29 protein-coding genes and 1 tRNA gene are annotated in these 25838 nt (G+C 43.1%); 12 read left to right on the top strand and 18 right to left on the bottom strand.

The window, feature by feature from the left end:
* Nucleotide 1 precedes the first annotated feature (1 nt).
* Genes rnfE through BMX02_RS00985 form a run of 6 tightly spaced genes read right to left on the bottom strand, consistent with a single transcriptional unit; the run spans nt 2 to nt 5375 of the window.
* Nucleotides 2–613 (bottom strand): Rnf electron transport complex subunit RnfE, encoded by a 612-nt coding sequence (gene rnfE / locus BMX02_RS01010; RefSeq protein ID WP_091688273.1) that lies wholly within the window; start codon nt 611–613, stop codon nt 2–4.
* Nucleotides 614–624: 11 nt separating this feature from the next.
* Nucleotides 625–1197: an Rnf electron transport complex subunit RnfG gene (rnfG, locus tag BMX02_RS01005; protein ID WP_091688271.1), complete on the bottom strand. Its 573-nt coding sequence runs from the start codon at nt 1195–1197 to the stop codon at nt 625–627.
* Entirely contained in the window at nt 1190–2119 is a 930-nt protein-coding gene (gene rnfD / locus BMX02_RS01000; RefSeq protein WP_091688269.1) for an Rnf electron transport complex subunit RnfD, read from the bottom strand. Before rnfD ends, rnfG begins: the two co-directional genes overlap by 8 nt.
* 1 nt (nt 2120) lies before the next feature.
* Entirely contained in the window at nt 2121–3473 is a 1353-nt protein-coding gene (gene rnfC / locus BMX02_RS00995) for an Rnf electron transport complex subunit RnfC (RefSeq protein ID WP_091688268.1), read from the bottom strand.
* Nucleotides 3474–3486: 13 nt separating this feature from the next.
* Nucleotides 3487–4962, bottom strand: a complete 1476-nt coding sequence (gene mmcA / locus BMX02_RS00990) for a methanogenesis multiheme c-type cytochrome (RefSeq protein WP_091688266.1) — start codon at nt 4960–4962, stop codon at nt 3487–3489.
* 11 nt (nt 4963–4973) lie between these two features.
* The gene (locus BMX02_RS00985) at nt 4974–5375 is read right to left on the bottom strand and encodes a hypothetical protein (protein WP_091688264.1); all 402 of its coding nucleotides are present in this window, start codon (nt 5373–5375) and stop codon (nt 4974–4976) included.
* A gap of 257 nt (nt 5376–5632) precedes the next feature.
* Between BMX02_RS00985 and BMX02_RS00980 the strand changes: the two genes are divergently transcribed.
* Nucleotides 5633–6529, top strand: coding sequence for an FAD:protein FMN transferase (locus tag BMX02_RS00980; RefSeq protein ID WP_342210525.1), 897 nt, complete (start codon nt 5633–5635; stop codon nt 6527–6529).
* 77 nt (nt 6530–6606) lie between these two features.
* On the opposite strand, the gene thpR is transcribed toward BMX02_RS00980, so the two are convergent.
* Nucleotides 6607–7152: an RNA 2',3'-cyclic phosphodiesterase gene (thpR, locus tag BMX02_RS00975; RefSeq protein ID WP_091688262.1), complete on the bottom strand. Its 546-nt coding sequence runs from the start codon at nt 7150–7152 to the stop codon at nt 6607–6609.
* Between the two features lie 123 nt (nt 7153–7275).
* Between thpR and BMX02_RS00970 the strand changes: the two genes are divergently transcribed.
* Nucleotides 7276–8172, top strand: a complete 897-nt coding sequence (locus tag BMX02_RS00970) for a DNA integrity scanning protein DisA nucleotide-binding domain protein (RefSeq protein ID WP_091688261.1) — start codon at nt 7276–7278, stop codon at nt 8170–8172.
* 14 nt (nt 8173–8186) lie between these two features.
* Here the strand turns inward: BMX02_RS00970 and BMX02_RS00965 are convergent, their stop codons facing one another.
* Complete coding sequence (locus tag BMX02_RS00965) at nt 8187–9230, bottom strand: mRNA surveillance protein pelota (protein ID WP_091688259.1); 1044 nt, start codon at nt 9228–9230, stop codon at nt 8187–8189.
* 49 nt (nt 9231–9279) lie between these two features.
* Entirely contained in the window at nt 9280–11277 is a 1998-nt protein-coding gene (gene rqcH, locus BMX02_RS00960) for a ribosome rescue protein RqcH (protein WP_091688257.1), read from the bottom strand.
* Between the two features lie 144 nt (nt 11278–11421).
* Here rqcH and priS point away from each other — a divergent pair, with 144 nt between their 5' ends.
* The 9 genes from priS (at nt 11422) to BMX02_RS11730 (ending at nt 16928) form a co-directional block, all read left to right on the top strand.
* The gene (gene priS, locus BMX02_RS00955; RefSeq protein ID WP_091688255.1) at nt 11422–12594 is read left to right on the top strand and encodes a DNA primase catalytic subunit PriS; all 1173 of its coding nucleotides are present in this window, start codon (nt 11422–11424) and stop codon (nt 12592–12594) included.
* Nucleotides 12584–13279, top strand: a complete 696-nt coding sequence (locus BMX02_RS00950; RefSeq protein ID WP_091688253.1) for a hypothetical protein — start codon at nt 12584–12586, stop codon at nt 13277–13279. The genes priS and BMX02_RS00950 overlap by 11 nt, the downstream gene beginning before the upstream one ends.
* Nucleotides 13280–13308: 29 nt before the next feature.
* Nucleotides 13309–13587 (top strand): 50S ribosomal protein L44e, encoded by a 279-nt coding sequence (locus BMX02_RS00945; protein WP_091688251.1) that lies wholly within the window; start codon nt 13309–13311, stop codon nt 13585–13587.
* Nucleotides 13584–13769: a 30S ribosomal protein S27e gene (locus BMX02_RS00940; protein ID WP_048195503.1), complete on the top strand. Its 186-nt coding sequence runs from the start codon at nt 13584–13586 to the stop codon at nt 13767–13769. Before BMX02_RS00945 ends, BMX02_RS00940 begins: the two co-directional genes overlap by 4 nt.
* An 11-nt stretch (nt 13770–13780) precedes the next feature.
* Complete coding sequence (locus BMX02_RS00935) at nt 13781–14581, top strand: translation initiation factor IF-2 subunit alpha (RefSeq protein WP_091688249.1); 801 nt, start codon at nt 13781–13783, stop codon at nt 14579–14581.
* The gene (locus BMX02_RS00930) at nt 14514–14759 is read left to right on the top strand and encodes an RNA-protein complex protein Nop10 (RefSeq protein ID WP_342210524.1); all 246 of its coding nucleotides are present in this window, start codon (nt 14514–14516) and stop codon (nt 14757–14759) included. Before BMX02_RS00935 ends, BMX02_RS00930 begins: the two co-directional genes overlap by 68 nt.
* Nucleotides 14752–15525: a proteasome assembly chaperone family protein gene (locus BMX02_RS00925; protein WP_091688245.1), complete on the top strand. Its 774-nt coding sequence runs from the start codon at nt 14752–14754 to the stop codon at nt 15523–15525. Before BMX02_RS00930 ends, BMX02_RS00925 begins: the two co-directional genes overlap by 8 nt.
* Nucleotides 15526–15534: 9 nt before the next feature.
* Complete coding sequence (locus BMX02_RS00920; protein WP_091688243.1) at nt 15535–16758, top strand: TIGR00375 family protein; 1224 nt, start codon at nt 15535–15537, stop codon at nt 16756–16758.
* Between the two features lie 51 nt (nt 16759–16809).
* Nucleotides 16810–16928 (top strand) — tRNA-Ser (locus BMX02_RS11730).
* A 306-nt stretch (nt 16929–17234) separates the two neighbouring features.
* Here BMX02_RS11730 and BMX02_RS00915 read toward each other — a convergent pair.
* From BMX02_RS00915 to BMX02_RS00875, 9 genes are all read right to left on the bottom strand, one after another.
* Nucleotides 17235–18170 carry a hypothetical protein gene (locus BMX02_RS00915; RefSeq protein WP_091688241.1) on the bottom strand — a complete coding sequence of 312 codons (936 nt, stop codon included), beginning with the start codon at nt 18168–18170 and terminating at the stop codon, nt 17235–17237.
* A 68-nt stretch (nt 18171–18238) separates the two neighbouring features.
* Nucleotides 18239–18658, bottom strand: coding sequence for a hypothetical protein (locus BMX02_RS00910; RefSeq protein WP_091688239.1), 420 nt, complete (start codon nt 18656–18658; stop codon nt 18239–18241).
* Between the two features lie 258 nt (nt 18659–18916).
* Nucleotides 18917–20131: a hypothetical protein gene (locus BMX02_RS00905; protein ID WP_135644021.1), complete on the bottom strand. Its 1215-nt coding sequence runs from the start codon at nt 20129–20131 to the stop codon at nt 18917–18919.
* A 97-nt stretch (nt 20132–20228) separates the two neighbouring features.
* Nucleotides 20229–20921: a hypothetical protein gene (locus BMX02_RS00900; protein ID WP_091688235.1), complete on the bottom strand. Its 693-nt coding sequence runs from the start codon at nt 20919–20921 to the stop codon at nt 20229–20231.
* Nucleotides 20922–21061: 140 nt separating this feature from the next.
* The gene (locus tag BMX02_RS00895; protein ID WP_244625110.1) at nt 21062–21250 is read right to left on the bottom strand and encodes a hypothetical protein; all 189 of its coding nucleotides are present in this window, start codon (nt 21248–21250) and stop codon (nt 21062–21064) included.
* A 39-nt stretch (nt 21251–21289) separates the two neighbouring features.
* A complete protein-coding gene (gene amrS, locus BMX02_RS00890) occupies nt 21290–22363 on the bottom strand; it encodes an AmmeMemoRadiSam system radical SAM enzyme (RefSeq protein ID WP_091689047.1) in 1074 nt (357 codons plus the stop codon).
* A gap of 77 nt (nt 22364–22440) precedes the next feature.
* Nucleotides 22441–22782 (bottom strand): hypothetical protein, encoded by a 342-nt coding sequence (locus BMX02_RS00885; RefSeq protein ID WP_091688231.1) that lies wholly within the window; start codon nt 22780–22782, stop codon nt 22441–22443.
* Between the two features lie 184 nt (nt 22783–22966).
* Nucleotides 22967–23803 (bottom strand): protease inhibitor I42 family protein, encoded by an 837-nt coding sequence (locus tag BMX02_RS00880; RefSeq protein ID WP_091688229.1) that lies wholly within the window; start codon nt 23801–23803, stop codon nt 22967–22969.
* A gap of 120 nt (nt 23804–23923) precedes the next feature.
* Nucleotides 23924–24631: a DNA alkylation repair protein gene (locus BMX02_RS00875; RefSeq protein WP_091688227.1), complete on the bottom strand. Its 708-nt coding sequence runs from the start codon at nt 24629–24631 to the stop codon at nt 23924–23926.
* Between the two features lie 89 nt (nt 24632–24720).
* Between BMX02_RS00875 and BMX02_RS00870 the strand changes: the two genes are divergently transcribed.
* Nucleotides 24721–25830, top strand: a complete 1110-nt coding sequence (locus BMX02_RS00870; RefSeq protein ID WP_091688225.1) for a hypothetical protein — start codon at nt 24721–24723, stop codon at nt 25828–25830.
* The last annotated feature ends 8 nt before the right edge of the window (nt 25831–25838 follow it).

Genomic DNA, 25838 nt, shown 5'->3' with positions numbered 1-25838 from the left:
TTTAGCCACCTCTTGCGAGCTTCTTTGCTTTTCTATAATTGACTATTGCCATCAAAACACCTATTGTAAGGAAAGCCCCCGGTGATAGGATCATGTAAGTGATCGGATTAATAGGGAGCTGGATGATCTGCACACCAAAGGTCACGATCTGACCAGTTCCAAGAAGTTCCCTGATACCTCCAATAAGAACAAGAACAAGAAGGAAACCAGTCGATGAACCCAATGCATCAATGAGCGAATAGAACATGTTGTTCTTATTAGCATATGCCTCTGCACGTCCGATGATGATACAGTTTACAACAATAAGGGGAATGAACACACCCAATGCTGCATACATTGGCGGGAAATAAGCCTTCATTACCATCTCTACGATCGAAACGAACGTTGCTATTATCAAAATAAATATTGGCAATCTCACTGAAGGGGGGATCTGCTTTCTCAGAGCCGATATCAGCAGGTTGGAACAGATCAGTACAAAAGCTGTTCCTGCTGACATACCAATAGCATTTTCAATAGACGTGGTAACTGCCAATGTAGGACAAAGACCCAATACCAGACCAAATATAGGGTTATCTTTTGTAATTCCACGAATAAATTCACTTAAAGCATTCATAACATCACCTCTTAACCCTCTGCTACCTGTATAACTTCAACCTGGGCATTCAGGGCATCTATTACTGCCTGAGATGATATCGTGGCACCGGTAATTGAATCAATTGCACCACCAGACTTTGACAAACTCAGGTCTGCTACTTTTACGTTTTTGAACTGATCCCTGAAGGCAGGTTCAGTTATCTTGGAACCCAATCCGGGAGTTTCGGTGTGGCTCATGACACTCATTCCGGTAACCTCATTGAATGAAACATCAACCCCACCGGCAACTTCCAACAAACCCTGTGCACCAGGATGTTGTCTGAAGAAAGCATATCCGATCAGATTACCGGAGCTATCTTTCGCACGGTAGTATAATATTTCCCTGTCACCTTCATCGTTAATGATCTCATCACCATATACTGCCTCAAATTCTGCTGCCTGGGGCATTAGCTCAGCAAGTGTTGCAGTCCTCGCTTCTGCATAGTTCTTCTTCAGTTGTTCACTTGTAGGCACATATGTTATGGCCAGAAGTGCTGAAGCAACTACTGAGATCAGCACCAATTTTCCTATGATAATCACGATGTCTCTATTTGATTCAGTCATCTAATAACACCTCCAGACGATCCTTGAAAGGGACCTTTGAAAGGATACGTTTGTACTTACGCTGCAGGTAAGTCTCTGAACCGTACGACCCCGGAAGCGTGTTGTTATCGATCAGGGCTGAAACACAGTTTGCAAGGAACAGGCCATAGAAGGTCGCATCAACATAATTTGCAAAATGGCCATATACTACAACCAGAACACCACAAACGATCCCATAGATCACACGACCGTTCTTTGTTACAGGAGAAGTTGAAGTGTCAGTTGCCAGGAACAGTACTCCAAACAGGACAACACCAAGAATAACGTATGATAAACTGTCACCCAACAACACTGCAAGCAAAATTGTGGTCACGAAGAAGGAAACTGGAATTCTCCATTCCACATATCGAAGTAATATGAGTATGCAACCTGCCAGCAACAATGCGAGCGGAGATACTCCTGCCATTACACCTGCACCGGTTTCCAGTACCAGATCGGACAAAGCCGTCGTCTGCGGATAGGATGCCGGAGCCATTATTGAACCCCATGCAAGACTAAGGAATACCCATGCAGCAAGGACCGGGTTGAACACATAGGACCCGATTCCACCAAAAGCATGCTTTCCTATTCCGATCGCAAAGACAGAACCGATCATCGGTATCCACAATGGGACTTCCGGCGGGACCACCATCGCGATCATTAAACCGATCAGAACGGCGCTTCCGTCTGCAATTGTTATCTTCTGATCAAATGCTTTCTGTATTGCGACCTCTGTCACAACTGCTGCCAGAATGCCCGCAATGACTATTCCTAGTGCAGGAAGACCAAATAGATATACAGATAGCAGGACCACAGGCATAAGAGCAATTATCTTAGCCAGGGTCAGCTTGTTAAAAGTAATAGATTCTTTCTTGTGAGGGGGAGCTGAAATCGTAAATGTCATCTTATTCGCCTCCACAGCATCCTAACTTAAGGTTAGTAGATGATTGTTTTGGAGCAAAATCCTCATATGCTTTTTCAATAGAGCTCTTTGCATACCTTATAAGCTGCAACACGTGTATCTTTGAAGGACAGACAGCTGCACATCTGCCACATTCCACACAGTTCATAATATGCATCTGACGGCACTCGTCAAAACGACCCTGGTCAGCAAGTGCTGTTAACCTGCTTGGCACGAGGTTCACAGGGCATACATCAACACATCTTGCACAGTGAATACATGCAACCGATTCACCCCTTACGACCTCATCGACCGACTGGACGAATATAGATGTCGTTGTCTTGCTCACCGGTACATCATCAGTGTACTGTGCCACACCTGTGATCGCACCATTTGCAATGAGCTTGCCAGCTTCACCTATGTAGCCACCACATGCTTCAATTACATCTTTGAAAGGCGTGCCTATCCTTACAAGGATCTTCTGCGGATCTTTAACTTTTCCGGAAACTGAAACTACGGTCTCGATATATGGTTTTCCCGCATTCACTGCATCGTAAAGTGCTTTTGCAGATTTTACACTGCAGATAGCAACACCGACATCAGTAGGATCACAACCGAAAGAAACCTTCCTTCCGGTCACATTATAAGTGAAAAGGTCAAGGATCTTTCTTCCATATATGTGGTCCTGTGATACGACCACAATATCTGACGCCATATCTTTAAAGTAGTATTTGACCTTCCTCTTGCCGACCAATGGAGCAACAGTGATGTTCTTTCCATCAAAGTTCAATCCATCAAACGCGCTAATGGATTCAAGGTCATCATTCCTGAGAACGATCGCACCCCTGGAAGCACCTGCTGCTTTCATCAATAATTTCAATGCATCAAGCACCTGTGATGAATACTGTGAAGGTGTATCGTAATGCCCGCCTATCCATTCTGAAGAAGTAGCATTTACCAGAACGGTATCGATATTTTTACCCTCGGGTTTTAGGACCATATGGGTAGGGGTTCCATAATGCTCAACGATACCAGCGTCCTTTATCAGATTCGCAAGTTCAGAAACCGGAACATCCTTTGGTTTAAAATCAACGCATTCTGCATCTTCGGATGGCTGGATCACAACACTGTTCACCTTATTGCCACTTGGATGGGGAGCTTCCTCAATGGAAACGACTTCCCCGGATACACTTGAATGGACAGATGCGGAATCATACGATCCGCATTCACCTATCTTCTGCCCTTCACAGACCATATCCCCTTTCTTCACAAGTGGTTCACAGATACTACCATCATGCTGTTTTAAAGGAATAATTACCTTCTCAGGCATATTTTTCATAATATTGACCTTTGTCACAAACACCAACTCCTTAGAACGCAGGCTCCCTGTCAACTTCAGGAGGTTTTGCTCCTGGTATGGTCACATCGATCGTCTTTAATGTGAAATCTGTTGGCGGATCGGTCTGTGCCGGATCGGAATCATAACCGACCAGTTCCCAGTCAATTGCTGTTGCAGTTGAACCATGGCAATCAGCACATTCAAATAGATCTGCCATTCCTACATCTGAACCTGCGATGTTGTGGCTCAGCCTGTAATAAAGCTCAACGGTCCTGAGTACAGCATTCGGATAATCAGCTTCACCGTCATTATCTCCGTCATAGCTTCTCATCTCATCGACCGTAACAGCACCATCCTGATCTGAATCAGCAGCTTCCACATATGACACAGCTATCGGGTCACCGATCTCCTTGCTTGTGTCAGGTGACTCTGCAACCTCAGGGTTCAAGCCTTCATCCCACCAGATACCAGTTACGATATTGAAAGGTGCAAGTTTAACCTCGGAATCATCCTTAACATCAGGGATGTTCAGTTCATCCTCACCCACACCATTGGACCATGCAAGCACTGGAATAATAGTTTCCATCTTGTAAGAGTTGACACGTTCACCGTTTGACCAGTCGAAGGATCCAAGGGTAGTTCCACCTGGAAGTTCCCCTCCCGGAAGCGCAGGAATGTGACATGACTCGCATTCTACGGTCTCAAGGTGAGCATCAACGATAGGTCCATGTGAGATGCCTGCATGACAGTCTGCATCATCACAGCTGCGGACCTCGGCTTCTAATTCATGGATATCTTCAACATCTGTTTTTAACAGAAGACTTGAATGTGATATCTCATGACACTCAACACAATTGACCTCAGCGTGTACATCATAGTCTGCATAATCAGGTGAAGACCACATTACAGCCGTTGTAGGTATATTTGCCACATGGCAATTGTCTGAACATGATTCTTTTACAGGAGCTCCATTTACAGTGTCGTGGAACAACAACAACAATGGAAGCGGAGTAACAGCATTGGAGAAATAAGTGAACTTTCTGATAGCATCGGTCTGCACTGCAACATTTGCATCCACCATTGCTGCTGCATTTGCATTTTCAAAATCCCCTTCAGTGAACTTCATAGCACGTGCTTCGATATCATACATACCATATTGCTCATGGCAGATCATACAATCCACATCTACGCCATACTCTTCCAGTGCTCCGCCACCAGGATGATAAGCACCATAGAGTTTGACCCATTCGTCTTCGCCCTCTACCTCAATATCAAAGTTTGTCAGTGGATCCCATTCATCGATATCTCTTTGAATATGGGTGTTGGTCTCCACATGATCAGATACCGTGAAGTGACAACCTCCACAACTTGAGTCCGACCATTCTCCTTCGGTCATATAGTGATGAGCGATCGCTTCATTACCACTATAACCCATGCTTGCGAAAACGCCTGCAAATGCGAAGATGAAAATGGCGGCTGCCAATAATATTACCTCTAATTTTGCCATATGATCCCCTCTTAATCCTCTGCCACGTCCTCCAATTCCTTGAGGACAACACCGATAATCGTAGTCATATGCTGCTCTTCCAGAACAGTCATATCATCAGAAACGTATTTGTGCAGCTCAAAGCTCTTGGGGATCTCTCTTACATTAAAATCAAAGATCTTATCAAAAAGACCTTTCTTTGGCGTTATGCCTAAAAAGTTTACATCAAGACGATTTCCAACCTTGTGTGCCTTCACTTCTACCTTGTCCAATGGAGAACCGGACTTCACGTAGATCATGTGATGATCGCCACCAAAGTGTTTTTCTATCCCCTTCCAACCATATTCTTCTATGATCTGATGAATTGCAACAGCGAGATACTTGTCTTTACCGGCATTCCCACCCGATGCAATTCCTGCACTAGAATTACTCATACAAACACGTCCTATCATGAATAATAATTAACATCCGTCGACTAATATAATTGCCAGAATCATTGATTGTGAATATTTATAGGTTTCGAAATAAGCTTAATATTAAGCATATCTATCCATACAGCATGGACAAAAAAACAGTTCTATTGCTAGTATTAATCGTTATAGTTTCCATTTCATTCACAGTATTATATGAGGAGCAGGAGGACAATTTAACTACCAAAAATGAAATATTTTATACTGATTCGCGCAGTATAATGGACACAACAGTTACAATCGCTATCTATGATTTTAATGAAGAACATGCGGTACAGACTGTTGACAAAGCTTTTGGAAGAGTAGAGGATGTCGATGACGTCATGAGCAGTTACAAAAATGATAGCCAGACCAGTATCCTGAATCAAGGATCAAGACTGGAGGGCGCCTCACCAGACCTTATCTACGTTATTGAACGGTCTATGTATTATTCCACTATAAGCGACGGTGCATTTGACATCACAATAATGCCAGTACTTGACCTCTGGGCAAGCAAGTTCAGTCCCGGCGGAACATACCAGCCACCTACACAGGAAGAAATAGACACCACTCTCGAACTTGTTGATTACAGCATGATAACCATCGAAGATGGGAACATCTCCATGGAACCAGGCATGAAGATCGCACTTGGAGGAATAGCAAAAGGATATGCTGTAGACCAGGCCATAGGATCATTGGCATCAGAAGGCATAACCAGCTGTTTTGTTGATGCCGGCGGAGACGGACGGTACATTGGAACAAAGCCCGATGGGACAATGTGGACAGTAGGACTCCAGAACCCCGACAAACAGGGAGATTTCATCACTTTGATGCAACTGGACGATATGGCTGTCGCAACAAGCGGTAACTACGAGCGTTACTTCAGTGATGCTGCAAAGGTTTCCCACATATCCGACCCAAGGACCGGATACTCAGTGAACGAATTGATCAGCGCAACGGTTATTGCGGAAACAGCTATGGATGCCGATGCCCTGGCAACCACGGTGTTCGTACTTGGAGAAAATGAAGGAATGGAGCTCATAGAAACCCTTGACGGGGTCGAATGCCTGATAATCACATCGGACAAAAGGATACTTCGATCAACTGGCTTTGCGGAATATGAAACAACCCTGGAATAATTGAGATTAACAGGAACAGTGGCCAAAAGCCATTTTCCTGTTAATATTATAGTATATTATTTTGTAGTGTAGTATTATTACCCTAACATGACCTCATGAAGTGTTTCGTAGATGGGACCCTGTGGTGTCAGAGTACTTTTCTTCAAACTGATCCTGTCAACTACCATGTTCCCAAGTTCTATATCATTAAGCTCATCAAGTAATCCCAGGAATTCATCCATCTGACCTGCAGGCATAAATTTTACCCTTGCCAGAGTGGCATGTGCGGTGAATTTCTTTTTATCCTTCTTGAACCTGAACTTTGAAAGCTTTGATTCCATCTCATCATGAAGAAGCTCAAAGTTCCCTTCTGCACCCAACCAAACAACCCTTGGAGCTTTAGGCTTTGGGAAAACCCCAATACCGCCGACAAGAGCATCGAAAGGTTTGCATTCAATGGACTCCAGCGCTTCTGCAACCTCCTGAACCATTGATTCCTTAACCTCACCAATGAACTTCATGGTAATATGCACAAGATCAGGGTCAACCAATTTCAACTTCAGCCCGGAAAAACGTGTTTGTATGACCCGGACCTCATCACGGAACTCCTCTGGCAGATCGACTGCAACAAATATTCTGGCCATATAAACAAAATAGACGGTATGTCTGTTAAATGGTACCGTTGGACCCAGACGGAAATGTTTTATAGATAATATATATAATCGATAATTACCATAATTAATAATACAGAATATCTGAGGGAATGGATGGATACTATCAATACAGCAACCGTACTGGCAGGACATGCAGTTCAGATCGCCAAAGAACTGGGAGCGCCAGCCATAATAGTATCCGGGGACATTGACCTTGAGAGTATTGAAACAGACATTCCTATATATTATGTGACCCGGCGGCAAAAAAGCATTATTGATAACCTGATATCCGACACCCCCGATGAAGGCCAAAAGCTGAAAAAGATCATTGAACCCATTAACAGGGAAACGTCCGGAAATGTCCGGTATATCGAAGAAGCAGCTGCAATCGAACATATAATCGGTGAACTCAGGGAAGGCACTATCGTCGGGGTGATCCAGACAAAGGAATCCAGCGCAATAGTGATCCACGAGATCTCACAAAGCCCCCTTATCAGAACACTTCAGGAATGTGAAGAAAGAATAGAACCGGAGGTCATGCGTGCAGCGCTCACCATAGCATTTGATATTGCTGCAAGCGGAAGAGAAGGACACAAAATAGGAACTGCTTTTATCCTGGGCGATACTGAAGAGGTCATGCAGCGTTCCCATCAGATGATACTCAATCCCTATGCAGGCCATAAGGACGAACATAGGAACATACTGGACAGGATGAACTGGGAATCCGTCAAGGAATTTGCTCTTCTTGACGGTATTTTTGTGATATCAGAAGCTGGCATTGTCAATGCTGCAGGCAGATATCTCGATGTTGATGCAAAGGACATTGGCATTGAAAAGGGGCTTGGAGGAAGACATGTATCAGCAGCTGCGATCACAAGGGACACTTTTGCAATAGCGGTCACAATATCCGAATCCGGAGGTACTGTCAGAGTCTACATGGATGGCAAGGAGTTACTTTGCCTTGATTACATCGAACGACCTTCATTACGTAGTGGCAAACCACAGCGTTGAGGATCACATTTCGATCATATCTTAAATCTCAACAAAGCTGCTATACCACCAAGAGAGTGCAATTTCTGCCCCGGCTCGAACTCTGTACTGAATACCACCATGTTACCCTGTGCATGCTCGACTTCCTGTATCATAGCATCGATGTTACCTGCTTCCCGCTCCAGACGAAGCAGCTCATCAGCGACCAGGAGCGTTTCGACCGCACCATAATCTATCGCTGTTTTCACTTCATCCATACCATACGCAACCTTGCCACCAAGAGCCATCTCTCTTAATAGTTCATCCATAAGTGAAGACTCCCTGGCAATCCTGGACTCTTCCATTATCCTGTCAACTGCACCCCTTCTAAGCACTTCCTGAAAACCGGACATGCCTATAGAAGATGTATCCTCAACAAGGATACCTGCTGCCAGCTCGGAATTGTTTGCAGAGATGTACTTCATAAGATCATCCTTGGTAAAACCCGGTCCTGCAACAACGACCGACTCCGTCCCGCACATGGCATGACTTAACTGCTCCAGGATGGTGCTGAAGAACACTTCACGAAGCGTGCCTTCACCTTTCCCGGATGACTGCCGGATATGGGAATAAAGCTCTATGCCATAGTGGCGCACAAAACCAATGTCTGCATCGCCTTCTTCAATGGCCACGATAATGACCTTTGGCCTTTTGGATGCAGCTTCTGCCTCGTTCACACGCTCGACCTGGTCCTTTTTCCAGTGCTTTATTATAGAGAGGGCAGTTCCCTCCTCAATATTGAGAGTATGGTGATAACCGGCATCCATCCCATGTTCAATAAGACCGTGGACCCTTAGACGATTGGAGAACTTATGGAACTCAAGGTCATCTACCCTGATACCAAGTCTCACGTTCTTTTTCTCGACCTTCTCCGGCCTGAGCTTATCGCTGGCAGCATCAGCTTTCCTTTTAGTGAGAGCAAATACAAGATCGCCTTTCTCGATGATGTATTTCAAATGCCATAGATCATCCAGTGTCTCCGGAGTAAGGGCTATCTCACCTTCCTTATTTCCTCTAAGGTCTCTTTTTGTTACTCTCATGATAATACCCAGCAATTTAGACAGTCATATATCCATACTCATCAAAAGGTCACTTTTTGATATCCGATTCCCCTGGCGGAAGCATCCTTGCAATACTATCAGGAGATGCTACCTGTTTGACAAATGAAGGATCCTTTAATTCATCTACATAAATGCGATAGACCTTCTTTGCAATATCGTTCTGGTTGAACTTACCGGGAAGCAGCTCGACCACATATTTGCCGGAGCGTTCGATAGCCGACACCGGACCTCCTATGACGCGGGTTTCCGCACCAAGCTCCAGGCCAACAGCAACACCTACAGGAACATCCTTGTAATAATTACGTTCACCGCGGATAACGAAGGAACCTTTCCTCAGGTATTCACCGGATTCCGGGGTCTTGGAGACCTGCTCAGGTTTTATCCAGTAACAGTCACCGCTGAACTGTCCTGCTTTCCAGATGCTGGAATAGGAAACCACGAATCTTGCAGCTTCCTCAAGGGTCGTTTCCGGAACATCCTTACCCTCGGTCTTGATAATTGTAATAGGTGCGCCGGGTACCTGCGTGTGGAACACGATGTCGCGTTTTTCCATGTACTTTTTCACAAGCTCCTCATTGGTATCGGCATCCCTTCCACCAACAACAAGGAAACCGTCGGACGAGAAGAACCACCTGAACCGGTCATACCAGTGCTTCTTGAAGAAAGCCTTTCTTCTTTTGGATACTTTCTTCTCCCTTTTCTGCATTGCAACCTTCGTATCCTCGATCGCACGCAAAGCACCATCACGTTTTTTGCTTAACTTTTTAGCTCTATCATAATAGATCTGAGCATTTTGCGGAACTGTCTTACGAATATTGATACTCGCATTGATACCGTCAAGATCAACTACGACAAATCCTTCCGCTGAATCGATACTTATGATCAAGCGTGCTGCAGGCAGGTCATCTTTTGCCTTTTTGAGTATAGAACGGATCTCAGCCCAGGAATAGCCTTTATTGCGTGCATTCTCCAGAACAGCAAGCACTTGTTCAATGCTCTGGTAATGTTCATAGACCTTCTCTGCAATGGCAGTGTACTTTTCGGAGTCCTTCTCGAACTTCCTGATAGCTTCCTGCTGTTTACGAAGCCTTCTTTCAAAGACGTCAACCTTTTCCTTCTTTTTAGCAACTACTTCCTCAATTACTTCTTCAGATGCTTTTTTTCCGAAGAATTCATCAAGGGCCTGATTGAAAGATGGGAAATATTCTTTCTCATCGGCAGAATACTGCTCAAGCTCCATAGGGGCGACATCAATTGCCTCTAACTCGCCATTCACCTTCTTTTTGACTATACAGGGCTTCAGACTATGTTCCTCAATTGGGGAAAACACGATCTTTACAGCTTTACAAAGTGCTTTTACATCATCGGAAGTGGCATCCTTTGCTGCTGTTTTCTTATCAACGCCTGCCCTCAGGCAGACTTCCTCTGCAAGAACACCGCCGAGATTGTAACTGGTTGCTATCGTCCTGACAACATCTGAAGTGGAAGATGCAAACAGATCTGCCATTCCGGCCTCTTCAACATCAAGCGGACTTAGCTGTGCTTCAGGGTATTCATATATTTCACCACTGCGAACCCTGCGCCCTCTGAAGGTCACGGGATTCATCGGTAGAATGATCTTACGGTCACTGTCAAGAAGAACGATATTACCTCTTGAGAACAGTTCACATACAAGTATTGTCTCAATACCACCACGGATCACACCGATCTCAATGATCCTGTCAAAGTCATACTGATCTACAGAAGTTATTCTGCCACCCGTTATATGCTTCCTCAACAGCATAGGGAATGCATGGGGTAGTTTTGGGCTTGGGCGCAAATACTTGCTCATGTGTGCCCTCTTGCCGGCCTGTATCACCAGATTGTCACGTCCTTTTCCGAATATGAAAAGATTTATCCTGATCTCACCCGGAACTGGCTGGTACACCTTACCGATCTTTGCATCGATGAGAGAGCCTTCAACATCGACGTTACCAAGTTCGGACACAAGAGCAGCCACATCTGCACTCGTCATCTCCTGCTTCATAGATGCTTATAGAGTTCGACCTGACTTAAGGTTTATCCATATTGACGCATCTGACAACAACAGGTTGAAGTAATAAAGAAATAGGATAAACACATCAATTGGTTGGAGTCTTGAGCAGCAGACAATATCAGCAGGAAACAAGCAATGAACTTTAAGACAAAGTATTTCCTCAAATCGAAGTTCCAGGAATATTACAAGACAGCGGAGATACATATCCCGTCCAGACTGGAAGCTCGCGAGTGGGGATTCATCTCTTTTGATGAGATGCCGGAAACCGTAATGAGAAGACATAAGTCATTTGGATCACGCGGAGAGGTCGAGGAATATCTTGCAGGTATGGCACCTGCACATGCATACCATTCTGTTGCATACTATACTTATCCCAGTGCACCTACCATGAAAGAGAAACAATGGCAGGAAGCAGACCTTATCTTTGACCTTGATGCAGACCACATCCCCGGTGCACCCAACTCATATTCAGAAATGCTTGATCATGTCAAGAAGGAGACATTAAAGCTCTATGACCTACTGATAAATGATTTCGGTTTTAATGAAGAAGACATCAGGGCGGTCTTTTCAGGTGGCAGAGGTTACCATTTCCACATAAGTGACCCGCGTGTTCGCTCCCTTGAAAGCGCAGAAAGAAGGGAGATCGTGGATTATATCAGTGGAAGGGGACTCAATATTGAGAAGATATTCTACAAGAAAGCGATCAGTGGTGATGCAGGTAGTGAGAACGTAAGGATGAACATGCTTTCACCGGAGAGCGAGGGTGGCTGGGGAGGAAGGATCAACCGATACCTTGTATCCTATCTAACGGATCTTGCAAGTAAGGAAGATGCAGAAGAGCTCTTCACCGGTTTCAAGGGTATCGGCAAAAAGACCGCACAAAAGATGATCGACATATTAAGGGACGAAACGCAGGTCGAGTTGCTACGCAAAGGAAATATGGAAGCCCTTTCAAAGGTCAATAAGGATATTATACAGACCCTCGCATTGCAGGCAGTGAATGACATGTCAGCAAGTGTGGATGAACCTGTTACCGGCGACATTAAAAGACTTATACGCCTGGGCGGGTCCCTTCATGGAAAATCGGGAATGCGTGTTACAACACTCTCCATTTCAGAGCTTGAGGCTTTTGAACCATTGACCGATGCTGTCGTGTTCTCAGACAAGCCGGTAAAATTAAAAGTGATAAGACCTTTTGCAGTACAAATGAAAGGTAATGACCTCTATGTAGAGGAAGGTACACAGGAATTACCTGAATACGCAGCCGTGTATCTTATGTGCAGAGGTGCAGCAGAATATGGATCGTAATGAGCTCAAAAGCATACTCAGGGAAGAGAACAGTTCGGCTTTAAGGTCGTTGCCAAATGGGTTCTACCGTCTTGTGGATGAGTATATCCATGAGCTTGAAGAAGAGATCAGAAAGATCAACAATCCACGCTCTGCCGAATCGAAGATACTGGAGGATGAACTCCAGAGTGCCATCAATGATGTGGAAACGATATTCATTCGCCGGGTACGAAAGGTCACTTCAAGAGCCACCTCCAATGCATTCTCAAGCAGCTCACCAAGACAGGACCTTGACAAACTTCTTCCTGCAGAACAGGCGGTATATGAAGCAACGCTTTCGGCAATACAGGTAGCAAGAAACGGATTGCTCGAACCGATACTGGACCCATCGTCATCCGCAGCCCCTGCAAAGGCTCAGGAAATATCCTCACAAAAAGTCACAGGTGAACCAACTGCCACAGGATTAGTACAAGAAGCATCAGCACCGGCAATTGTCACCAATGATGAGGTAAGGGACAAGACAGAGATAGCCAAAAGGAATATAAATGAAGAATACTTTGTTGTCCGAATATTGAAAGACCTACCGACATTTAATGCCGTAGATAAGCGAAATTATACTACCCATGCAGAAGATGTCGTTGTTTTGCCCGCAATGAACGCAAATGTTCTGGTAAAACGAGGTGCTGCTCATCTTATCACAAAATAAAAGATTCAAATTGATAAAAGGTGTAAATAATGAAAATTCCAAAGAGGTTCAGAACATATTGCCCATCCTGCAAAAAACATACTGAACACATTGCAGAGAGAGTGAAGAAAGGCAAAGCATCGGCTATGACACGCATTGCAAGACAGAAGAAGAGGCAAACAGGCATCGGAAACAGTGGAAAGTTCTCAAAGGTTCCTGGAGGAGACAAACCAACCAAGAGAGTACAGCTCAAATACCGCTGCGCCGAGTGCAACAAGTCACACCAGAGGCCATGCTTCAGAGCAAAGAAATTCGAGTTTAAGGAATGATAACAATGACACAACCAAAAAGCAGATTCTTACGCGTAAAATGCAACGACTGCTCCAACGAGCAGGTCATCTTCGGCAGTGCAAGCCGCAAGGTCACATGCCTCGTATGCGGAAGAACACTTGCAGAATCCACCGGCGGAAAGTCAACAATTACAACACATATCCTGGAAGTCCTTGAATAAAGTGGTGTAGAATGGATAATAATAACTGGCCAGAAAGCGGCGACTTTGTAGTTTGTACTGTAAAGAACGTAGTCGACTTTGGGGCCTATACCACCCTTGAGGAATACGGGGGTAAAGAGGGATTTATCCATATCTCCGAGATCAAGGCCGGATGGGTCAAGTATGTCCGTGATTACGTCAGGGAAGGTCAGAAGATCGTCTGCAAAGTGCTGGACGTAGACCCGAACCGACGTCACATCGACCTGTCCTTAAAGGATGTCAACGAACACCAGAAGCGTGCGAAGATCCAGGACTGGAAGAACGAACAGAAAGCTGAGAAGTGGCTCCAGTTCGTAGCTGAGGACACAAAGACCAGCCCGGAAAAGATGGAAGAAGTAAAGTCCCTTTTCATGGAAGAGTTCGGAAGCTGCTACACTGGCTTTGAAGAAGCTGCCATCAACGGAAAGGAAGCTTTCGAAGGCATGGCTATCAGCAAGAAACTGGCCGCAAAGATAGCAGACATCGCTCAAGAAAATATTAAACTTCCATTCGTAGACATCGCAGGATACGTGGACCTTACCTCCAATAGCCCTGATGGGATCGATATTATCAAGAAATCCCTCAAATCAGCTACCAAGATCAAGAAAGATGATGATGTCAGGATAGACGTCACATACACAGGCGCACCAAGATACCGGATAAAGGTCATCGCACCTGACTACAAGACCGCGGAAGCTGTTTTGAAGAAAGCTTCTGAGAAAGCTATTGACTATATCGAAAAGAAGGACGGAAAAGGAATTTTCCACCGACATATCGAAACAGCAAAGGCGTGATGTTCCATTGGGAAACAAGATCAGAAAGTGTGCTCAATGCAATGTTTACACATTGAAAGAGAGCTGTCCGGAGTGTGGAGAACCTTCTGGAAATCCACTTCCGGCACGATTTTCCCCGCTTGACCCCTATGGCAAATACCGCCGAATATCTAAAAGGAGGGAGATGGAACATGCGTGAAACAACTGTGATCCGCCTTAAGGATGATATCCAGCTAAACGACCCCATACTACTTGTTGGCCTTCCGGGAGTCGGGCATGTTGGAAAGCTTGTTGTCGATCACCTGATCGAAAAGCTTGAAGCAGAAAAAGTATTTGAGATATATTCCCCTCATTTTCCACCACAGGTCATGGTGAGCGAGGAAAGTACCGTTAAGCTTGTCAATAACGAAGTGCACATTTGCAAGACTGACGAAAGGGACCTTGTACTTCTGGGTGGAGACCATCAGAGCACAACTACAGATGGTCATTATGAACTTGGAGGCATCTATATCGAACTTGCCGCCGAACTGGGCGTGTCAAAGATATACACTCTTGGAGGATACCCTACAGGCAAGCTGGAGCACACCGACGAGGTTATGGGTGCTGCCAACGATACAGAACTTATCGAGGAACTGAAGGAACTTGGAGTTACATTCAAACCTAACGAACCCGGAGGAGGTATCGTAGGTGCATCAGGTCTTTTGCTTGGACTTAGTAAGTTCAAGGACATAAAAGCTGCATGCTTGATGGGATTGACCTCAGGATACCTGGTTGACCCGAAAAGTGCACAATCCCTTCTAGCAATCTTAAGCAAGCTCCTGAACATAGAGGTCGAGGTAAGTGAACTCGAAGAGCGTGCAAAGGACATGGAGAAGATCGTTGCTAACCTCATTGAAGCAAAACAGCAGCAACAGGGCGTATTGAGAGATACGGCCGTTGAAGAAGACCTAAGATACATTGGTTAAGGTGGGAACATGCAGATCAATGCTGATCTCCACCTCCATTCTAAATATTCCATGGCGTGCTCCAATAAGATGGAGCTGCCAACAATTGCCGTAGAGGCAAAGAAGAAAGGCATCGACCTTGTGGCTACAGGCGACTGCATCCACCCGAAATGGCTCGATGACATTAAAACGGCAGCTACGGATGATGAGACAATTCTCATCAATGACACTTATTTTATTCCTACCACAGAGATCGAGGATAAGAACCGCGTCCACCATCTCCTGATCCTGCCATCCATCTCAAAAGCCGAGGAGCTGGCAGAGACCATGTCAAAATATGCCGACCTGGCAGTGGATGGCAGACCCACGGTCAAACTCGACGGCAGTGAGATCGCACAGATAGCAAAGGACGTCGGTGCACTGATCGGACCCTGCCATGCATTCACCCCCTGGACAGCCCTGTATGCATACCATGACTCGCTCAAAAGCTGCTACGGAGATCTGACAGACTACATCTCTTTCGTGGAACTGGGACTCAGCGCTGATACTGATTATGCAGACCGCATCAGTGAGCTTCACAGGCTCACCTTCCTGACCAACTCGGATGCACATTCACCCTGGTCCAACAAACTCGCACGCGAATTTACCCGATTTGAAGTCCCTTCGGTCGATTTTGAAGGACTGGAAAAAGCGATCCTGCGCAAGGAAGGTTACAAAGCCACCCTGAACGTGGGATTCTTCCCCGAAGAAGGAAAGTACAACGAATCCGCATGCATCAAGTGCTTCACCCACTACAACCTTGAGGAAGCTATTCAGAATAACTGGCGATGCCCCCAGTGCAGGGGACAGGTCAAGAAAGGCGTATCCGACAGGGTGAACGAGCTAGCAGACCTGGAAACCCCGGTACACCCCGACCACCGTCCTGACTACCTCCACCTGGCACCCCTTGCAGAGATCATCATGATGGCATTGGGCCATTCCAGCATCACGACCAAAGGCGTAAGAACAGCATGGGACACCCTTGTGGAAAAGTTCGGCAACGAGGTTGCGGTACTGCTGGATGCCAGACCGGAACAGCTCGACATAGTAAACCCGAAAATAGTCGATGCCATAATGGCATTTAGAAACGGCGAGGTCATTATCCACCCCGGAGGCGGAGGCCAGTACGGATGGATAGAACTTCCGGACTCAGAAAACAAGCCAAAGCAAAATCCGGCAAAGCCCAAGAACCAGAGTTCCCTTTTCGACTTCTGATCCGCTTTTTCGACACCTATATAACCCATAAACACCTTCAGAAACAACAATGCCGGGGTGGCAGAGCGGACTAATCCAACGGTGAATTTACAGCCGCGGAGTCTATACGCGGCAGGCTCGAGACCTGTTTCTCCTAACGGAGTGCTTGGGTTCAAATCCCAACCCCGGCGTGCTATTTTAGGGTTATAGGTATCTCGTAAAAATGCCACTTTTCTAAAAATTTAATTTTTCATGGGTTCGAATCTTACCCCTCGCATGATCTTCCGGGATATATACAACTGAAATTATGGCAACGGGGTTTTGCACATAGGTCGCACAATCACACAATCAGACAAGTTGAAACTTAGCTATTTTATTTCGCCAATCCATTTCAAAAACATTACTTCTGGATATCATTGATTTAGACAATGATACAAAGTATACTTGAAAATAAGATAAACAAAAAAAATTATGTTTAATTCAATTGGATAACTGAATTAAACAGATTCTAGCATGGTTCTTATGTTAAGATAAGCTCTTCCATTTTGTAAATCATTGTTTGAACTCTCTTTCACTTTTTCAAGAGCCTGCTTTAATACTTCACTTGTAGTATTTTCTTCTAAATTCGATAGAACATTTCTAAATCGAAGTGCTCGATCCGGGTCTTCAAATGCAATAGTAAACTCTTTGTCTTTTAATAGCAACAATAATTCGACAATTTCACTGTCATTGAACCTATCAATCATTTCATCATAATAAGTTTCAGCCCCGTAAGAGTATCCATACCAATTTCCTAATTTACAAGTTAAAATAGAAGAAACATATATTGAACGGACATTTTCAGGTATATTTGGATTATCACGTATGTAGAAAAAGATTATTTTCGCATGTGGTTCTTCATTATAGAAATTGTTACGGCTAAAATGCGCCGTTTGGAGTGCTTCTAAACATTCTCTTAATTCTATACTTCTTTGATCATCCGTTAAATATGATAACCCATCAACTAAAATTAAAAAATCGTTGGCTAACCTTTTTCGAGCAACTTGTGCATTTGCTGAAAAATGTGAATACCTTAAACCAATATTTTTTTTGCTTTTTAGGTCTGATTTCTGCCAAGCGGTTTTTGCAATATATGCAATATTTCTTCTTGCACTAGTTTCAACATCTTCTTTTGTATACATCCCAAATAATGCTGATAATAATGAATTTGCTAGATCCTGTGGAAGATGTTCAATATTTGCATTTATTGGGGCAGCATCTGATTCTGTCAATATCTCATTTCTAATACTCGGCAATAGCTTTTTGATTTGTAAAGCAGAAGTAGAGGGTTCTTTTGAAAGCACTTCCAAGATACATGTTTCTAGCCAAGCTGACAACATCAAACCAGTCAACTTAGTGTTATTTGGATGAGCAGCACTTGCAAAATTTCTCATATCTCTTATATAATCTAAATGTTTGTATCCAATATCAGAAAGGATACCTACTTTTTGGCAACCACTAATTAACTCCCAATCTTCAATTTCGTTAAATCGTCTGCATCATTATAATTTTCTTTATTTAATGCATCAAAGAAGTAATTTAGATCAAAAAGTATAATTTTTTGCCTTAAATTTACAATTGTTTCATTCCAAAGATAGTTCAAAGCTGCATCAAATAAACCAACACCACAAGAAGCAATAAATTTAGAAATATAATATGCTTCTTCCATATTTGAATTAGGCAATGATTCAATGACGTCAGGCATGTTTGCAATGACTTTTTGCCTTTGTTTAATTTCAGCAAGAACATTCTTGGCAGGCAATCCTAAAGATGTGAGATAGAATTCTAGTGCTTTGGAAAATCCATCAACATCTCTGTCGATTTCATAATCTTCAGATGGAACTATTTCAGCATTTACTTTGATTATTTCATTATCAACCATAAAAATCACATTTTATCTTAAAATATGTAAAAAGTATACACTAGATACTATAAATATTTTGACACTTTCAATAAAAAAGCAACTAGCAGAATAGCAACAAACTTTTAGATGAGAATTTTTGTTGAGTAATCAATCAACATCTTTACCGAACCTTTTTCATAATTCAATTTCTTTCCATTATGTATAACTGATAGCAAGAATCTTCTTTCTGATATCATCAGAATCCTGTCTTCAATCGTGTAAGTGGGTGCCTTGAAGTCAATTTTCCTCTTTTTTCTCAGGCAATTCATCGATTCTCTTTCTAATTAATCCTGCAAGTTTTAATGTTAATTTATTTAGTGTCCTATAGGATTCTGTTAAATCTTTAGATCCATATACAGACCAATGATAATCGCCACCTTTCGTCTTTTTTGAGTGAACTAGTTTATTTCGTATGGAGATTGCCTTGATAGCATCCTTTATCTCATTTGGTTTTAAAATCTCATCACCGTCAAAAAACAAAAATGGCAATGTAGTAGTAAGCAGTGTCACACCAAGATTCAATCCAAATTTATTAATACTTGTTTCAATATATTTTTCTGTCAATATTTTTTTTTCAGTATCATCTGTGAGCGAATCCTTGACTTTTAAAATCTTTTTTCTGAATTCGAAATCAAGAATCAACCAAATAGCACTTTCAAAAGCCATTGCCATTTGAATAAAGGCAGATCGCCAGTCCTGTGCTCTTGCTTTACAATTTGCCTCGAATAACAATTCATATAACAACATCCTATCTAAATACTTGGTGAGGATTTCCTGGACATCTTGTATGACTTCGTCGTTTTCCATCTGCACACTACGAGTCCAGCTATCCAATCGCTGCCTTCTAGTTGGAACAGAACTTAAGATAGTCTCGGCTTGTTTTGTGGATAACGAGGATCCTTTCGGAGAAATGATAATATATTCTGAATGTAAAAATTCGTTAAACAATTCTTCAATGGGTATTTTCTCATACATTCTTCCGCTGAACATGTGAGGGCTTGCGCCGTTGCAGGCAATCATAAGACGATCTAATGCCGAAATTGCTACTAGATACGTATACGTTTCTTCTATCTCTGATTGTGTCTGATTTGTTTTGACACACTCGACTATTTTAGTAAAATCTTCGTTCTCTATCGTTGGATTCTTAAAATGAATCAGCAATTTTGATGTTAATCGATTCAAGCCCGAATCTAATGGTTTAATTGCCTCAAGAAATGACTGGGAATCTGGAAGGTCAGACGATACCTCATTATATATCCATATATCAATGATATTTTTCCCAAAAGAACAATTATATTTAATAATTTTACCAATTTCGAATCTAAATGGGAGATAATAGATGGAAGCAAATCCAATATCCTCTCGGTTCTCTGGGCCTAGAGATATTCGGTTTTTCAGATTAATAATTTCTTTTGTCATCATTAATGCTCCAACAATGGTATCTTCTTGCACTTATGTACAGTTTAGAGAAACAAACAAAAATGCTCGTGGTCTTGAGAAAAAAGAAAATAAATAATTCAGTAATTTTAGTGATGGATCGGAATTTTATTTACCTGTTTAATGATAAATTTATGTTTTCTAATGGTGTATTTTTAAAAGTGTCACGCTCATCTTCATAATTGTCACCCTTGCTTTCATAAGTCACATCATAGGATTTTTCATGTCGATTTTCAATTAAGATCGTAAAACTATCTATCCACTCAAGTAGTTTCTTATCAATAGGATTTCCACTACAAATTAAAGAAAAATTGTAACCAAGTCCATTGGCAAGAATTTTATATTCCATATTTTTAGAACGATCATTTTTTAAATCACGTTTAAGTCTATATAACATTGAAGCAAAATCATCGATGATTAAACAAATTTCATTTCTTTTCCTACCATGACCTTCTAATTTTAATAGAAGACGATGTAAATCACCATCACTTAAAGTTTCAATGTTAATATATTTTTGAAATGGTTTTCTTTCATAAAGTAAATCAAAGTTTTCAATACTGCCATCATAAACTGATAAATCAGGAAATCCCCATATAGGACTACTCAAGCATAGACTTTTAAAACGATTAAATGAATCATTATCTGATAAAATCAAAACAGATTTTTCACATATGTTTGCATATTTTCTCACAAAATAAAGTTGATCATCGTTGGAAAAAGTCTGCAAATAAATGATTTTCGGTTTCAAATCACGATAATTCACTTCAATTTTACAATTTTCACGAGAGTTAAATATTTCATACATACATTTTTCATTACTCTCATAAGTATAAAAGCATATCTTGTATTTACAACAACTACTGATGAAAATGCTATCTATCGTCCCACTTGTTCTATCTTACACTATGACAGTATTTTACATTTAAGTAATAAGATAGTGAATTATCAATTAATGTCTCCCCAAATTTCCATCCTCTCCTTCACATGAGCATTGAGAGCAAACGGATTATCACTTCTGGCATTCTGTTTCATGTAATGTAAATTACCTTTGGAGAATCCCATCTTCTTCCATTCAGTGTGAGGCATGTCAATGATCTTCTTCCTCAAAAGATCTGAATCATCCCTTTCAGCCACATAAACAGATTTTGTGCAAATCTTCAAAATAACCAACGATTAGAAAACAGAAGTTATCCTCTCCTTACCTTCTCCGATTATTGGAATTGATTCTCCACAGATGGGACATTTTTTATCTTCGGTAATCCGATAGGAAACCACATCGAATATGGAGCGTTCAATCAAAGGTTCATTGCAATTAGGACAATAGGTATTATCATACCTGTGATCTGGAACATTGCCCACATAGACGTAATTCAATCCCTCTTCCTTTCCAATATGCCATGCCCTTTCAAGTAATTCCACAGGCGTCCTTCCCCTAAACAACCCGATCTCGATGGCTTTGTAGGCAGGATAGTACTGGGTTACATGCCACGGTGTGCTCTCGCCCAGTTCCCTCCTGATCCTGCTGGCAATGCTTCGCAAACACTCCTCATCCTCATTAACACCGGGGATGATCAGAGTTGTTATCTCAACCCATACCCCCTGTTTCTTTGCCTGCGAAGCATTCCTCCAGATTTTGTTGACATCCACACCGCCACAGTATTCCCGGACTGCCTCATCATCACCCTTGATGTCGATATTCATCGCATCCAATCCGTGTTCTATCAGCAGTTTCAGGGCTTTAGGCGTCATATAACCGTTTGTCACATAGGTGTTATAGAACCCTTCCTCCTTTGCAAGATCAAAAACATCCAGGGAATACTCAAGAAGCAAAGTTGGCTCGTTAAAGGAGATGCTGGTGCCCTGACAGTCATAAGCTTTCACCAGTCCGATGAAATCCTCAGGACTCAGGTAATTGCACCTCTCGGGATCAGGCGGACGTGTGCTCATATGATAGTTCTGGCACCAGGGACACCGGAAATTGCAACTCCAGGTACCCACTGTAAGGGCAAAGCTTCCTGGCCAGAAATGGTAGAAAGGCTTCTTTTCCATTGGATTTGCACTGATAAACGAACCCACATCACCGTATTCCAAAGTATAGAGTTTCCCATCGATATTCTTGCGTGTTTTGCAGAAACCAAGTTTATCCGGAGCAATCTTGCAGAGTCTTTCACATGTCTCGCATCTGACCCCGGAATCAAGTTTCTTGTAAAGCAGTGCCTCTTTAATACAAGGATTTGTTAGTTTCATACTCCCCATGAATAATGGGTTTGCCGGATTCTTAAAGCTTTTCTTGAAAAAGGGTTTGCCCAACAGTTTCTGAAAATTCAATCCAGCTTCCCGTAATGGTTCTTCCACCTGTCAGCTCTTTTAATGAATTCCCCGTACCCTTCCTTTCGGATGAATTCAATCGATTCCCTGCATTTACCGCGCTGGTAGCCTTTACTGTACCATTCCTGAACAATATCGCATGATTCCCATTCCGGGCAATCGGCACAGGTCTCATACTTCCTGTCCCTGAAACAGCACAGCTTGATCTTGCACTTCGCCCGATCGATGTCCCTTTCCCCATCCTCATAGCCCAGCTTGCATCCGCGGCAGTTCTTGTTCTTTAATTCGCGACAGGTCTTGCAACACGCCCCACAGCAACCGATCTCGATTTCAGACATTGATACCCACATACTAATTTTAGACCAGATGCTGCAAATAGCTTTTGGAAGAGAAAGTTGCTGTGATACAGACATCGCTCAGGAAATGTATGACTTTATCAGATGAGAACTCGAATGTTCCCTGAAGAAAAAAGAAGAGGAAGAAGAACGATCTATCTGAAAAAAATGAGGTTTTCCTTAAACCTCACTCGATCACATTGTCAACAGTAAACTCGAAAGTGTCCGTCACACCGTTCACATCCACCGTATAGACACCTGCTTCAAGACCATACACATCCAGAGGGATGTTCACTTCAAAGGGCACAAGTGCCTGGGTACACATGGCATCTGCCGGTCTTTTGGTCTTCAGGGCTACATTAAAGGTATTTCCATCCCTTATGACCTCGATGTTGTCCTCATCGATGACAGTGCATCCATCAGGAAGGTTTCCTACAGCATTCACACTTACCTGCAGTGGGAATGATTCCATTATGAAGATCTCGATGTCATCGACCACAGCATCACCAATGATGTACTCAGTGTCATCTTCATCCGCGATCGTATCATCTCCATCGGGATCAGGTTCACCTTCAGCAAGTACAGTTACTGTCATGCTGAAGGTATCTTCCTCGCCGGTAGTGTTTTCCCAGGGTCTCTTGTAGATCGCAGAGATCTCATAGGTCCCTTCGGTTTCTGCCTGGAGCTTCCATTCATGGATGCCACCTGCTCCCACCAGATCTTCATCCTCCGGAGCAATTACAAAATCATCTCCGACCAGGGTCAGACCTTCAGGAACTGTGAGATTCCAGGAATAGCCTGTTGTAGGGTTCTCTTTAAGCTTCAGCACAATGAGATCATTTTGTTCCATTGTAACCTCACTTGCATTTGCATCCTCAGTGAACACTGTTCCCGACTCGACAATCTCCACCTCGTCGGCAAGATCAATTTCCCCGTTTTCCGTGCAACCCATAGAAAAAGCAGCCATGGTAACTGCCACAATCGTTATCAGGACCAGAATGCCCATACCTGTATATTTTGACATGATAATTTATCTCCTGTATCTATACAAATGAATGGGCCGTAGCTATATAGCCATTACTTAAGCTACGAATTGATTTGAAGTCATCCAATAACGATTATACAACACAGGAAGCACAAACACTCATTTGTGCAGACGCTTCTGGACAGCTTCACTTGTAAGCTCTTTTAGTGCATCAGTGCCTATCCATCTGGCACTGGCCAGATTCGAGCCGGTAAGTCTTTGTGAAACTTCAATGGCTTTTTTGTTCAACTCGATATTGCGTTTGCCGATCTGCCTCAAAGCCCAGTTGACGGCTTTTTTCACAAAATTGCGGGCATCTTTGGATTCCCTTTCGATCAACGGGAAGAAGTCCTCGAAAACTGAATCATCCGCCTTCTTGTCCGCCACAGCCATCCTTGCCATAAGGACAAAACCCGAGCGTTTTACAAACTCCTCTTTGCGGGAACTCCACTCGATAGCTTTCCTGTAAGAGTGAGGGGTTTTCTGGAAGAGGTTCATACAGCACTGATCACATATTTCCCAGTAATCAAAGTCCCTGACCCACGCCTCCATCTGCTTCTCTGTGACCTGCTTTGGATCATCCACCATGGAAGCAAGTATCATCGTCTCCCTGTAGCCCGTATCCCACAGCATGAGAGCCAGTTTATGATCCTTACCGGTATCTTTTGCAAGGTGTCTCAGCTCCGGAATTGATACACCATAGCACTTTTCAGGAGTGATCCAGAAAGTTGCCATGCCTTCTATAGCCTCAGGATCGCTCAGTTCTTCCAGTTTAGTGATGATCTCATCAAAGATTTCTTCTGTTGTACCCACAAGAACAGTCCCCATGTTTTTAATTTGTTATATAGTACATTGTGTGGATGGTTTTTAAATATGATTAGAAGATACTTTTTTATTAAGTAAGAAGGGGAAACAACATGAAGAACGGAATAAATAAACTGGTTATCTTTGTTCTGATAATACTGTTCGCAACAACAGCCCTTGCATCAGCGAACACCGGGAATGATGCTGATACAATGATCGAGATCGAAGAGATATACAGCAGCATTGATTCCTGTGATATCGCACTTTCATCTTCTTCAACATTAGAAGACCTCATCCTTGAAGTGCAGCTTGTACGTGAAGACAGGATCATCGACAGTGCCACCATCCCTGTTGACAGTATCAGCGTGAATTCCAGGGTCATAAAAATTATCCAGTGGGAAACAAAGACCGCCGAGGATGGTGCCTATGAAGTACGTGTACAGGTCCTTAACGATGAAAAGGAGCTCAGTTCCACCGAATATGAGTTCGTTCACGGCAGGCAGGTAATTCCGGAGGTCGTAATAGAAGGTACTATCGCCAATTCCGAAGGTGTGACCGCAGTCATAAGACCTGTTGATGCAACCCTTGTAGATATAGAATACATGCTTGTGGACGGTTTTGATGTCATCTACATTGCAAAGGACGAGAAAGTATCCGTGCATACAACCCCCCTTACAGTTCATAAGAGATGGAACACCCTTCTTTTGAACAATAAGGAATACACCGGACTTGTAAAGGTCAGGCCATCCAATGAAAAAACTGCTATTGTGGTAACAGACGCATTCATTTCACGGGATGATGCAAAGATCACCGATGTGTACAAAGATGAGATCGGTGCAAGTGCTACCATTGCAGGAAATTCCCAGGTACCTTTCGACGGTTATGTACAATTCACAGTTTATGATGAGAATGGGGAGAATGTCGTCGAATCCGCGATCATGAGATCACCCATACTGCTCACAGATGATGACGAAACAGTAGAAGCCATCTGGGAGAACAGGCTCCAGGAAGGCAAATACAAACTTGTGATCGAGATCATAGGCAATGATGGAGACGGCCTCGACATCCAGGAAACCATTATCGATGTGGAAGAAAGTGTGACCATATCAAATGATGTTCCTGAAGAAGCGGAAGAGGACAACAGCATACCATCATTCCTGATCACACAGGCAGCATTTGTTCTTGCTACTGTGGCATTTGTGCTCCGCAGAAGAGATGCATGATAAAGGGT

The sequence above is a fragment of the Methanococcoides vulcani genome (assembly GCF_900111645.1).
GTDB lineage: Archaea > Halobacteriota > Methanosarcinia > Methanosarcinales > Methanosarcinaceae > Methanococcoides > Methanococcoides vulcani.
The sequence above is the reverse complement of the archived record's forward strand: the minus strand, read 5'-3'. Positions and strand labels throughout refer to the sequence as shown.

What these genes read in the sequence shown, in the direction of transcription:
- rnfE (WP_091688273.1), bottom strand. Translation starts at nt 613, where the DNA reads ATGAATGCTTTAAGTGAATTTATTCGTGGAATTACAAAAGATAACCCT.
- thpR (WP_091688262.1), bottom strand. Translation starts at nt 7,152, where the DNA reads ATGGCCAGAATATTTGTTGCAGTCGATCTGCCAGAGGAGTTCCGTGAT.
- mmcA (WP_091688266.1), bottom strand. Translation starts at nt 4,962, where the DNA reads ATGGCAAAATTAGAGGTAATATTATTGGCAGCCGCCATTTTCATCTTC.
- BMX02_RS00885 (WP_091688231.1), bottom strand. Translation starts at nt 22,782, where the DNA reads ATGTCTGAAATCGAGATCGGTTGCTGTGGGGCGTGTTGCAAGACCTGT.
- BMX02_RS00880 (WP_091688229.1), bottom strand. Translation starts at nt 23,803, where the DNA reads ATGTCAAAATATACAGGTATGGGCATTCTGGTCCTGATAACGATTGTG.
- BMX02_RS00920 (WP_091688243.1), top strand. Translation starts at nt 15,535, where the DNA reads ATGCAGATCAATGCTGATCTCCACCTCCATTCTAAATATTCCATGGCG.
- rnfG (WP_091688271.1), bottom strand. Translation starts at nt 1,197, where the DNA reads ATGACTGAATCAAATAGAGACATCGTGATTATCATAGGAAAATTGGTG.
- BMX02_RS00935 (WP_091688249.1), top strand. Translation starts at nt 13,781, where the DNA reads ATGGATAATAATAACTGGCCAGAAAGCGGCGACTTTGTAGTTTGTACT.
- BMX02_RS00925 (WP_091688245.1), top strand. Translation starts at nt 14,752, where the DNA reads ATGCGTGAAACAACTGTGATCCGCCTTAAGGATGATATCCAGCTAAAC.
- BMX02_RS00915 (WP_091688241.1), bottom strand. Translation starts at nt 18,170, where the DNA reads ATGAGAAATTTTGCAAGTGCTGCTCATCCAAATAACACTAAGTTGACT.
- BMX02_RS00875 (WP_091688227.1), bottom strand. Translation starts at nt 24,631, where the DNA reads ATGGGGACTGTTCTTGTGGGTACAACAGAAGAAATCTTTGATGAGATC.
- rqcH (WP_091688257.1), bottom strand. Translation starts at nt 11,277, where the DNA reads ATGAAGCAGGAGATGACGAGTGCAGATGTGGCTGCTCTTGTGTCCGAA.
- amrS (WP_091689047.1), bottom strand. Translation starts at nt 22,363, where the DNA reads ATGAAACTAACAAATCCTTGTATTAAAGAGGCACTGCTTTACAAGAAA.
- BMX02_RS00870 (WP_091688225.1), top strand. Translation starts at nt 24,721, where the DNA reads ATGAAGAACGGAATAAATAAACTGGTTATCTTTGTTCTGATAATACTG.
- BMX02_RS00965 (WP_091688259.1), bottom strand. Translation starts at nt 9,230, where the DNA reads ATGAGAGTAACAAAAAGAGACCTTAGAGGAAATAAGGAAGGTGAGATA.
- BMX02_RS00970 (WP_091688261.1), top strand. Translation starts at nt 7,276, where the DNA reads ATGGATACTATCAATACAGCAACCGTACTGGCAGGACATGCAGTTCAG.
- BMX02_RS00940 (WP_048195503.1), top strand. Translation starts at nt 13,584, where the DNA reads ATGATAACAATGACACAACCAAAAAGCAGATTCTTACGCGTAAAATGC.
- BMX02_RS00950 (WP_091688253.1), top strand. Translation starts at nt 12,584, where the DNA reads ATGGATCGTAATGAGCTCAAAAGCATACTCAGGGAAGAGAACAGTTCG.
- BMX02_RS00900 (WP_091688235.1), bottom strand. Translation starts at nt 20,921, where the DNA reads ATGTATGAAATATTTAACTCTCGTGAAAATTGTAAAATTGAAGTGAAT.
- BMX02_RS00985 (WP_091688264.1), bottom strand. Translation starts at nt 5,375, where the DNA reads ATGAGTAATTCTAGTGCAGGAATTGCATCGGGTGGGAATGCCGGTAAA.
- BMX02_RS00910 (WP_091688239.1), bottom strand. Translation starts at nt 18,658, where the DNA reads ATGGTTGATAATGAAATAATCAAAGTAAATGCTGAAATAGTTCCATCT.
- BMX02_RS00980 (WP_342210525.1), top strand. Translation starts at nt 5,633, where the DNA reads ATGGACACAACAGTTACAATCGCTATCTATGATTTTAATGAAGAACAT.
- priS (WP_091688255.1), top strand. Translation starts at nt 11,422, where the DNA reads ATGAACTTTAAGACAAAGTATTTCCTCAAATCGAAGTTCCAGGAATAT.
- BMX02_RS00945 (WP_091688251.1), top strand. Translation starts at nt 13,309, where the DNA reads ATGAAAATTCCAAAGAGGTTCAGAACATATTGCCCATCCTGCAAAAAA.
- rnfD (WP_091688269.1), bottom strand. Translation starts at nt 2,119, where the DNA reads ATGACATTTACGATTTCAGCTCCCCCTCACAAGAAAGAATCTATTACT.